This window comes from Moraxella sp. CTOTU47724 (assembly GCF_032014955.1).
Classification (GTDB): Bacteria; Pseudomonadota; Gammaproteobacteria; order Pseudomonadales; family Moraxellaceae; genus Faucicola; species Faucicola tetraodonis.
The window spans coordinates 1-9982 of the sequence record NZ_DALZSV010000069.1; the positions used below are offsets into that span (position 1 = coordinate 1).

A 9982-nucleotide genomic window follows, 5' to 3' on the forward strand; every position below is an offset into this window, starting at 1 on the left:
GGCACTATCTCGTATTTTTTAGAATGGTGGTAGATGGGATGGTCGGATGCTTACAGTAAACGTCGGGGGACATGGATTTGGTATGAGATTGATAAGGATTTGGCAGACTGGTGTCAGAAGGTTATTGAATTAATCCCTGATACCGTCAGTGATTAATTTTTTAAGTAGGGTTAGCACAGAATTTGGAGCATATGGCACCCTAGAGAATATTCTTTTTCTTGGACATTTTTTAAATATGGAATAGAGACATTAACATGACCTTCTGTGTGTCTTTGCTTACACCATTTATGTTTATGGGTTCGTAAAAATAATCGTAAAAGTAATTTTACCATTCACTGATTCGGCATTGATGCTTGCACCCAACATATCCAAAATAGATTTTGTGATAGCCAGTCCTAGACCACTTCCCTCTTCTTTTCTTTGCCTTGAACCATCTATACGATAAAAACGATCAAATAATCGTGCTAACTGCTCTTTTGGGATTTCGGCAGCTTCATTTTCTATTTTAAACATAGTCGTATTAGCATTTTGCTGTATTTTAACTTGTATAACCGAATTATGTTTCCCATATTTAACGGCATTGGACAACAGATTGCTTAAAGCACGACGTAATAAATCAGACTGACCCCACACATTACCTGAGCCTTCTTGGACTAGGGTCATATTTTTTTCGGCAGCGACTGCATCATAAAACTCAAATAAGGCTTCTACTTCTTTGGATAATTCTATCATCTGTAGATTTTGTAAGTTAAGTCCATGTTCAGCTTTTGCTAAAAATAACATGTCAGATACCATTCTAGCTAACCGCTCAAACTCTTCAAGATTTGAAAAGAGTATTTCTTGATAGGTTTCAATATCACGATTTCGAGCTAGACAAACCTGTGTTTGAGTCAGCAGATTATTAATCGGGGTTCTAAACTCATGGGCTAAGTCAGATGAGAAATCAGAGAGTTTTTCCAAGGCTATTTCAAGCCTATCAAGCATATCATTAAAGGCAATGGCTAACGGTTGTAGCTCCGTGGGTATATTCTTTACAACTAAACGTTGTGAAAGATTTTGGGCTGAAATACCTTTTGCTACCTCTGTCATGCTTTGCACAGGCTTTAGACCTTGTCTTACTGCAAACCAGCCTAATAACATCAGACATAGACTGCCCGCTAACCCAATTAAAAATAATTGATATTTAAAATGATTTAAAAAATGTTGATGTATGTTGTTATCGACACCCACGATAATACTAACAGGCTCTTGATTGGTCGAGTTATTAATGTATGTTGAACTTACTAGACCGTGGTATTGCTTATTATCATTGACCCATTTAATCCAATCACCCTTGGTCACTTGAGCCGACTGTTGCATTTTGACTGGGTGGTATGATGAGCTAAACAATATATCCCCTTGCTTACGCTCGATTTGTAAAAAAATATCTTTATGCCCTACCATGGCATCGGTTAAATAAGCGTTTAAATATTCCAAGTCCAGATTATCTTTTTGTAGTAAATGTTCAATTCTTTGGATTTCTCCCTCGAGTAAGGTACGATCCTGATAGTCAAAATGATTCATCACTAACTTATTGACGAATAAACCCATGATTATCAGTATAAAAATAGTAGATAAGGAAAAAATAATACTAATTTTAACACTGATTGATTTAAATAGATTATGCTTCACGCTCAACCTCTAAGACATATCCCATGCCTCGTACGTTATGAATCAGTTTGACCTCGAAATTACTATCAATCTTAGTTCTCAAACGTTTAATTGCTACCTCAACAACGTTGGTATCACTATCAAAGTTCATATCCCAAATCTGAGAGGCAATTAGGGTTTTAGGGAGGATTTCACCTTGTCGCCGCATAAATAATTCCATTAAAGCAAATTCTTTAGCAGTTAAATCAATGCGATGACCTGCTCGGGTGACACGACGTTTAATCAAGTCCAACTCTAAATCAGCAATTTTAATGACATTGGTATCTTCTCTAGGCTGTCCTCGTCGTAAAATAGTTTTAATACGTGCAAGCAACTCTGCAAAAGCAAAAGGTTTGACTAGATAATCATCACCCCCTAGCTCTAGACCTTTTACTCTATCTTCAATTTGATCTCTGGCTGTTAGAAATAGTACAGGCATAGTTTTGCCACCTTTACGAATTTCGCTGATGACACTCCAACCATCTAGACCAGGTAACATAACATCTAAGATAATCAAATCATAGTCTGAGCTAAGAGCCTGATGCTTGCCTGATAAGCCATCTGCAACCCAATCAGTGACATAGCCTGCTTCAGTTAAGCCTTGTTTTAAATAATCGCCCGTTTTATGTTCATCTTCTACTAATAAAATTCTCATAAGTATCACCTAACACGAATTTTTCATGAATATCATACCGTTAAAATACTATTTTTTGTGAAAATGACAAAAATGTCATTTTTGTGTCAGTTAAATGTTGTGTGTAATAGCGTATATTAGTTTAAATAAAATAGTAGTTTATAGAATCGTTTATTATTAAACCTTTTGAGAGAACGCAAAAAACAATTGATGGAGTCACTCACATGAAAAGACGGCAACTATTACAATATGGTTTAGGACTTGCAGCAACATCAGTAATTGTTGGTTGTTCAAAAAGCCTTGAAAAGGCAGGTATGAATCATGAATCTCATAATATGAATGATATGAGTGGTATGAACCATGATATGAGTGATATGAATAAAGAAATGGGTACTATGGCAAGTGAGCAACTCATGTCGCCTAGTAAATTAGTCAAAGGTGCACCACTTGCCACACTGCCTCTCCTAGCTAATATCAGCAAACAGTCAAATACCTTTAAAGCCAGTATAACGGCAGGGGTTACTAAAAAAGTGGTGGCTGATAACAAGGAAACGGAATTTTGGCTATATAACGACACCCTAGGCGGGCAACAAATTGTAGTAACTGAAGGTGATACGGTAGAGATAAATTTTCGTAATGAATTACCCCAACCTACCACAATTCATTGGCATGGATTAGATGTGCCTGTGCAATCGGATGGCAATCCACAAGACCCGATTATGCCTGGTCAAAGTAAAACTTATACTTTTACGCTACCAGAAGGCAGTGCAGGCACTTATTGGTATCACCCACACCCACATGAACACGTTTCTGAACAGGTGTATAAGGGTTTAGCAGGCACACTGATTGTTCGTGCCAAAAATGACCCATTAGCGAGTTTAAAAGAGCAACATTGGTTAATCTCTGACCTTCGCTTGGCTGCTGATGGTCACATCCCTGCCAATAATATGAATGATTGGATGAATGGTAGAGAAGGCGAAATTGTACTTATTAATGGACAATATCAACCAAAAATCACCTTGCAAGGCGATGAAAGAATTCGCATTTGGAATGCTACCAGTGCTCGTTATCTGCGGTTAAATATACCAGGGGTAAAATGGATTGTGATTGGCACTGAAGGCGGTTTACTGGAAAGCCCTAGACCTGCGGTCGATGAGTTATTTTTAGCTCCAGCAGAACGAGTCGAGGTCATTGTACAAGGTGTGATTAAAAATGCCACTCCTTTACAAAGCTTGTATTACAACCGTCAAAAAATGATGGTACAAGAAAACCCCACCACTTTAACTTTAGCCACTGTCGGAACCCAAGGAAAAGTAGCTAGATTACCAAGTAAATTAAGAACAATCCCTGCGTGGGGTGATGTCAAAGCTCGTAAAAAAATCGTTTTTAATGAAACTATGAATGCGATGAATCATGGCACTGCTTCAGCCGTCGCTTCTACGCCCATGATGTCGCATAATATGTCAAATATGTCGATGGAAAATGGCATGCACTCCATGATGTCTAGCAACTCATCTACACAAGGGCAAGCTAGCTCTGACTTGCCACCTAGCATGATGACAGGAATGTTTACCATTGATAATAAAGTATTTGATATGAAACGCATTGACTTGACCAGTCGGGTTGGCGAAGTTGAAGAATGGGAAATACAGAATGCTTCGCACATGGATCATCCATTTCATTTACACGGCACACAGTTTGAGGTTATTCGTAAACAATGGCAAGGTAAAACCGAAACAGCCAGCTTTAGAGCCTTAAAAGATGTGGTCAATCTTCGCCCTAACGAGACCGTATGGATTCGTACCAAACAAAACCATGCAGGTTTAAGAATGTACCACTGTCATATTTTAGAGCATGAAAACCTCGGTATGATGGGTAGTTTAAAGGTTATTGGTGTCTAGAGCTAAAGGAATAATTGAATGCAAAACGCTAACGAAAATAATAGTTACACCTGCCCCATGCATCCTGAAATTCGGCAATCTACGCCAGGTAACTGCCCTATCTGTGGCATGACTTTACAATTAGCATCTACCATTAAACCTGCAGATGCTGATTCACATGTACATCATCAACATTCGCATTCAAATGAATCGTCGCCCCATGCAGCACATACCCACCAGTCTCCTACACAGCCTTTCACGCCAGTAGGGGTTAGTGACAAATCCAACAGCAACGCAGGTACTAGTTACACCTGCCCCATGCATCCTGAAATTCGGCAATCTACGCCAGGTAACTGCCCTATCTGTGGCATGACTTTACAATTAGCATCTACCATTAAACCTGCAGATGCTGATTCACATGTACATCATCAACATTCGCATTCAAATGAATCGTCGCCCCATGCAGCACATACCCACCAGTCTCCTACACAGCCTTTCACGCCAGTAGGGGTTAGTGACAAATCCAACAGCAACGCAGGTACTAGTTACACCTGCCCCATGCATCCTGAAATTCGGCAATCTACGCCAGGTAACTGCCCTATCTGTGGCATGACTTTAGAACCCATTATCCCTGTGGTAGATCAACAAGAAGAAAAAGAGCTAACTGATTTTAAACGCAAATTTTGGTGGACACTGCCGTTTAGCTTAGTGGTTTTTGTCTTAGCTATGTTTGGTCATCGTTTCATGTGGTTTGAAGGACAAACCCAAAGCTGGATTGAGTTAATCTTGTCATTGCCAGTAGTGCTTTGGGCAGGTGGTGTATTCTTTAAAAGAGCTTGGCAATCGATTATTAATAAAAGTCCGAATATGTGGACGCTCATTGGCATTGGCACAGGGGCGGCTTTTATTTACAGTGTAATTGCCACAATAATGCCGCAAATTTTTCCTGCTTCTTTTACCAGTATGGGAAGAGTATCTGTGTATTTCGAGGCGGCAGATATTATTGTATCGCTAACTTTACTAGGTCAAATTTTAGAGCTTAAAGCACGTTCGCAAACGTCATCAGCTATTAAATCGCTAATGAATCTTGCACCCAAACAAGCTCGACGAATTTTAGATAATGGTCAAGAAGAAGATATTGATATCAACCAAGTGCAGGTTGGCGATAAACTGCGAGTTCGACCAGGTGAAAAAATCCCCGTTGATGGGCTAGTCATTGAAGGTAACAGCAGTGTAGATGAATCAATGCTGACAGGTGAACCCGTCCCTGTTAATAAAAAAGTGGGAGATGCCTTAATTGGGGCAACCTTAAATACCAATGGCTCATTGGTGATGGTTTCTCAACGCATTGGAGCTGATACCATGCTCTCTCAAATTGTGGAATTGGTCGCAAATGCTCAGCACTCCAAAGCCCCTATGCAACGCATGGCAGATGTCATTGCAGGTAAATTCGTTATTGCCGTCGTTGGTATAGCCTTACTGACATTGTTTGGCTGGGGATTGTTTGGTGGTGAACAAGGCTGGATTTATGGTCTTATTAATGCGGTGGCGGTGATGATTATTGCTTGTCCATGTGCATTAGGTCTCGCAACGCCAATGTCTATCATGGTCGCAACAGGTGAGGCAGCTACGAAAGGTATTTTATTTAAAGATGCAAGTGTCATTGAGAAAATGCGTGAAATTGATACGTTATTGATTGATAAAACAGGTACGCTAACACAGGGGAAGCCTGTTTTTGATACCGCCATTGCTAATACAGCGTTAAATTTAACATCTACTGAAATTTTGCGACTTGCTGCAAGCTTAGACCAAGGCAGTGAGCATCCCTTAGCAGATGCAATTGTAAAAGCTGCTCGTTCTCAAAACTTATCACTTAGTCCTGTCAGTAATTTTGAGTCGGCAAGCGGTATTGGTGTCAGTGGCGATGTGGAAGGTAAACACTTAGTTCTTGGTAACACGGCATTTATGGCTCAGCACCAAGTAAATGTAAATCAACTTACCCAAGAAAGTGAGCAGTTACGCCAAAAAGGTTCTAGCGTCATGTGGCTTGCTATCGATAATCAACTGGCTGGGGTCTTAGCTGTTACCGACCCAATTAAACCAACAACTTTGGATGCCATACAGCAGTTACATGCAAATAATTTGAAAATTATTATGGCGACAGGAGATGGTATCAGCACAGCAAAAGCGGTAGGTCAGCAACTGGGTATCGATGAGATTTATGGCGAGGTAAGCCCTGCTGATAAACTAGAATTAGTGAAAAAAGAACAAGCAAATAAGCGTATGGTCGCTATGGCTGGTGACGGAATTAATGACGCTCCTGCATTAGCCCAAGCAGATATCGGGATTGCCATGGGGACAGGTACTGATGTAGCATTACAAAGTGGTCAAGTGACGTTAGTGAAAGGTGATTTGCGAGGTATTGCGACCGCTCGCAACATCTCAATGGCTACCGTGAGCAATATGAAACAAAACCTATTATTTGCCTTAATCTATAATGCGGTAGGTATTCCTATTGCATCAGGTGTGTTGTACCCCTTTACAGGTTGGTTGCTATCACCCATGTTGGCTGCTTTTGCTATGAGCCTAAGCTCAGCTTCGGTTGTGGCTAATGCCTTACGACTACGCTCGAAATTTTAACCTAATAAAACCAATGATAATTCGTAAAGATTAACTTTGAGGTTCTAAAGCTGATATTTACAGAAGAATTTATATAGTGTTTTAGTTGTCAGTACAGAATTTGGGTCATAATGATTAAAACGTCCAAAAAACGAAGGTTTTTTGGACTTTCCTCAAAACCTATATTTTTATATATCAAATTGTCTACTATTCAAAATGAAAAATAGCTTATACCAAACCCAATAATTAAAGTATTGCCCACTTTCGAGCAGTCAGGGACTTGATCGTCTCCACCTGTTTAGCAAAGTTACACCAAGCTTGGCAGGCGGCATCGACGATAGTTTCATAACTATCGAAACAGCGATTGGATAACCAATGTTGCTTAATATATTGCCAAACCTGTTCAATCGGGTTTAACTCAGGCGAATAAGGTGGCAGTTTCAAGATAGTCAGGTTTGGTAAATTATAGCGATCTTTATGCCATACTGCCCCATCCATGACCACAACCGCATGGCGACCTTTGGGTACAGCTTGGCTGATTTCTTTTAAATGTCGCTTCATACACTCGCCATTGGCATAAGGCATAACGAGCCCTACACATTGTCCTGTCGTAGGACACACTGCCCCGTAAAGGTAGGTAGAAATAAATTGCTGTTGACGCACTACTCTTGGTCTTTTACCACGGTAATGCCATACTCGGGTGATTGAACCTTGCTGACCAATGCGGGTTTCATCTTGAAACCAGATGTCAACATTGCTTAAGTCGGTACCTTCGGGCAGTATGGCGGTTACCTGCTCGATGAAGTTTTTTTAAAGGCTTCTTGGGCATTAATATCCGCCTGCGGATGCTGGCTTCTGGCACTGATCCATGTCATACCCATTCGAGCTAGCAGTTCATAAATGCCATTAACACTGTAATTAACTTGGTAATGCTCGTAAGCAAGCTTTTGGATATCTTGTCCTGTGAGCCTACCACCACCGCGTTTTGCTTGGGTGTCAACTATTAGTTGTTTAAAGCTGTCTATGTGCTCGGGTGCAAGCTTGCTATTTCTGCCACTTCTTGGTTTGTCATACAGGCTGTCTAATCCAAACGCTTGATAGCGTCTGCGGGTACGCCGAACGGTTTCGATGTTGATGCTGAGGTTGTTAGCGATTGCTTCACTGGTGTTACCGATACGGTATTGGTGAAGGATGTAGAGGCGTGTTCTGGCTCTGGCTTTGCTTTCGGTCTTGGCTAGTTCGCCAAAGTCATGTTCGTCTAGGCTGTGTTTGGATCTTAGTTTATTCATGTATCTATGATACTATAGTTTATGGGTTTGGTATAACAAACCTATAAATCTAGCTTTAAGGGGTCAGCACAGAAAACGGAGAAAATAGTACACTAAGGAATCTTGTCGAGTATTTTTAAGATTGATAATGGGATAACTGTCTAAAAAACCAGCGTTTTTAGACATATCACAACTGAAAAATAATCCTAATAGGCACTGCTATTTGGTTGGGCTAATTAAAACTGCCTGGCAAAGTGGCGAATATGTTCGGCAATCACATTGGGCTGGCTTAATATGCCCGAATGGTTGCTATTGACACTAACCTTTTGAAAATTTTTAACCCATTGTGGCATGGCATCAATGTAGTCAGCACTAACGAATTTATCCTGGGTTAAAACAATCGCTTGCACAGGGCTATGGGCAAAACGCTGACGAGGGCGTAAGTTTCTGGGTAAAAAATTCGCCCGATACAGGGCTATCCCATGTTTGCCATCCGTTTGTACCAAGGTATCAAGCGGAATATCCTGGGTGTTTTCTAGCTTTTGAACGTGTTTTTGCCATTGCTTAGGTGAGTAAGTTTGCCAAAAAGTAGGTGCGAGAAAGGGCAAGTGCATCATGCCGATATACCAAGATTTACTCAGTATCGACAACAGCTTGGCAGGCTGAGAACCAATACTGCGTAAGTAAAGTGCCACATGGTCAAGGCAAGGACCTGAAATGGTAGAAAATGATAAAATTTTGCCCGCCAATTTTAGGTCAGTCACCGCTTCCCACGCCTGAATTGAACCCCAATCATGGGCAGCAAGATGAAACGGCTTATCACCAAGCAGCTGCTTTGCCACGGCTTGCAAATCCTCACTGAGTTGTAATAAATGATACGCTTTTATATATGTCGGACAGTCTGACTCCCCTGCCCCTCGCACGTCATAGGCTATCACAAAAAAATCGGCAATGAGATGGGGTATGACTTTTTCCCAAACCGTATGGCGGTCGGGATAGCCATGCACCAATATCAAAGGCGGTAAAGTGCTATCACCATACGTAAATGCGGCAAGTTGGTGATTATCCGTGGTAAAAATCTTATGATGTTGGGGCGATAAAGTAGGCATAGTTGGGTCTCGTTTTTGGCTTAATATTGTGGGTCTCTGACAGTTTGGGTGACGAATGTTAGATTAGACTTATTTGATAATGTTGTTAAATGAAGTAAGACGATGGTAGTGGGCGGTGTTTTTTAGGCGAATGAGATAGTCTCAATTTTGAAAATACTCGACAAAATTCCTTAGCGTACAATATGGTTCGAATTCTTAGATGACCCCTAATAAGCAATATTCACTCTTTAATAACCAATTTATCTAAAATCCCACATTCTGCCGTCCCATCCCCTTTACAACTATCATGCCAAACTTGTAATGTGCTTTTCATGGCTTGTAATTGCTCGATTTTTTCGTTTAATGTCACAATATGCTGTGCGGTTAAGGCTTTAACCTCACTATCATTACGACATGGATTGTCCTGCATTGCCAGTAATACCTTGATTTCTGCTAACGAAAAATCTGCGTCTCTCGCTCGTTTAATAAATTGTAAACGCTCAATACTATCCTGTGAATAGTCCCGATAACCTGACGGTGTGCGAGTCATCGCAGGAATTAGCCCGATTTTTTCATACTCTCGGATTTGGCGAGCGGTCAAGCCTGTGGTTTGTTCTACCTGTTTAATATTCACTATATTTCCTTTTACAAAAGAATAACAAAGAAATAGCTTGACCCTAACATAGTGTTAAGCTTTATACTGAGTATAAATTAAATCTCCGACTAACAAAAGGAAAAACGTATGAACGTACTTTCTACCAAATTCAAAGCTTAGCCTTATTCAGTTCTATCGCCCTATTAACC

Annotated in this window: 9 protein-coding genes and 1 pseudogene; 4 read left to right on the forward strand and 6 right to left on the reverse strand. The window is 40.5% G+C overall.

What is annotated here, in order from left to right; genetic code table 11:
- Positions 1 to 33 precede the first annotated feature (33 nt).
- Positions 34 to 156, forward strand: a complete 123-nt coding sequence (locus tag RTR63_RS10595) for a hypothetical protein (protein WP_312524148.1) — start codon at positions 34 to 36, stop codon at positions 154 to 156.
- A 135-nt stretch (positions 157 to 291) separates the two neighbouring features.
- Here RTR63_RS10595 and RTR63_RS10600 read toward each other — a convergent pair whose 3' ends face one another.
- A complete protein-coding gene (locus RTR63_RS10600; RefSeq protein WP_312116768.1) occupies positions 292 to 1671 on the reverse strand; it encodes a heavy metal sensor histidine kinase in 1380 nt (459 codons plus the stop codon).
- Positions 1661 to 2344: a heavy metal response regulator transcription factor gene (locus RTR63_RS10605; protein ID WP_312116769.1), complete on the reverse strand. Its 684-nt coding sequence runs from the start codon at positions 2342 to 2344 to the stop codon at positions 1661 to 1663. Before RTR63_RS10605 ends, RTR63_RS10600 begins: the two co-directional genes overlap by 11 nt.
- A gap of 203 nt (positions 2345 to 2547) precedes the next feature.
- On the opposite strand from RTR63_RS10605, the gene RTR63_RS10610 reads away from it, so the two are divergent.
- The 3 genes and pseudogenes from RTR63_RS10610 to RTR63_RS10615 all read left to right on the forward strand — a co-directional run bounded on the left by RTR63_RS10610 (position 2548) and on the right by RTR63_RS10615 (position 6843).
- The gene (locus tag RTR63_RS10610) at positions 2548 to 4224 is read left to right on the forward strand and encodes a multicopper oxidase family protein (protein WP_312116771.1); all 1677 of its coding nucleotides are present in this window, start codon (positions 2548 to 2550) and stop codon (positions 4222 to 4224) included.
- A gap of 18 nt (positions 4225 to 4242) precedes the next feature.
- Positions 4243 to 4335 (forward strand): annotated as a pseudogene (locus tag RTR63_RS11840) (heavy metal-binding domain-containing protein); the annotation flags it as partial.
- Positions 4333 to 6843, forward strand: coding sequence for a copper-transporting P-type ATPase (locus RTR63_RS10615; RefSeq protein WP_409418215.1), 2511 nt, complete (start codon positions 4333 to 4335; stop codon positions 6841 to 6843). The pseudogene RTR63_RS11840 and the gene RTR63_RS10615, both read left to right, overlap by 3 nt.
- Before the next feature lie 225 nt (positions 6844 to 7068).
- Here the strand turns inward: RTR63_RS10615 and RTR63_RS10620 are convergent, their stop codons facing one another.
- The 4 genes from RTR63_RS10620 to RTR63_RS10635 all read right to left on the reverse strand — a co-directional run bounded on the left by RTR63_RS10620 (position 7069) and on the right by RTR63_RS10635 (position 9812).
- The gene (locus RTR63_RS10620; RefSeq protein WP_099808672.1) at positions 7069 to 7623 is read right to left on the reverse strand and encodes an IS630 family transposase; all 555 of its coding nucleotides are present in this window, start codon (positions 7621 to 7623) and stop codon (positions 7069 to 7071) included.
- Positions 7611 to 8111, reverse strand: coding sequence for a winged helix-turn-helix domain-containing protein (locus RTR63_RS10625; protein ID WP_099808673.1), 501 nt, complete (start codon positions 8109 to 8111; stop codon positions 7611 to 7613). The genes RTR63_RS10620 and RTR63_RS10625 overlap by 13 nt, the downstream gene beginning before the upstream one ends.
- 215 nt (positions 8112 to 8326) lie before the next feature.
- A complete protein-coding gene (locus tag RTR63_RS10630; RefSeq protein ID WP_312524152.1) occupies positions 8327 to 9199 on the reverse strand; it encodes an alpha/beta fold hydrolase in 873 nt (290 codons plus the stop codon).
- A gap of 220 nt (positions 9200 to 9419) precedes the next feature.
- On the reverse strand, positions 9420 to 9812 hold the full coding sequence (locus RTR63_RS10635) for a MerR family DNA-binding protein (RefSeq protein WP_312524154.1): 393 nt from the start codon (positions 9810 to 9812) through the stop codon (positions 9420 to 9422).
- Positions 9813 to 9982: the final 170 nt, after the last annotated feature.

What these genes read in the sequence shown, in the direction of transcription:
- RTR63_RS10630 (WP_312524152.1), bottom strand. Translation starts at nt 9,199, where the DNA reads ATGCCTACTTTATCGCCCCAACATCATAAGATTTTTACCACGGATAAT.
- RTR63_RS10610 (WP_312116771.1), top strand. Translation starts at nt 2,548, where the DNA reads ATGAAAAGACGGCAACTATTACAATATGGTTTAGGACTTGCAGCAACA.
- RTR63_RS10615 (WP_409418215.1), top strand. Translation starts at nt 4,333, where the DNA reads ATGACTTTACAATTAGCATCTACCATTAAACCTGCAGATGCTGATTCA.
- RTR63_RS10595 (WP_312524148.1), top strand. Translation starts at nt 34, where the DNA reads ATGGGATGGTCGGATGCTTACAGTAAACGTCGGGGGACATGGATTTGG.
- RTR63_RS10625 (WP_099808673.1), bottom strand. Translation starts at nt 8,111, where the DNA reads ATGAATAAACTAAGATCCAAACACAGCCTAGACGAACATGACTTTGGC.
- RTR63_RS10605 (WP_312116769.1), bottom strand. Translation starts at nt 2,344, where the DNA reads ATGAGAATTTTATTAGTAGAAGATGAACATAAAACGGGCGATTATTTA.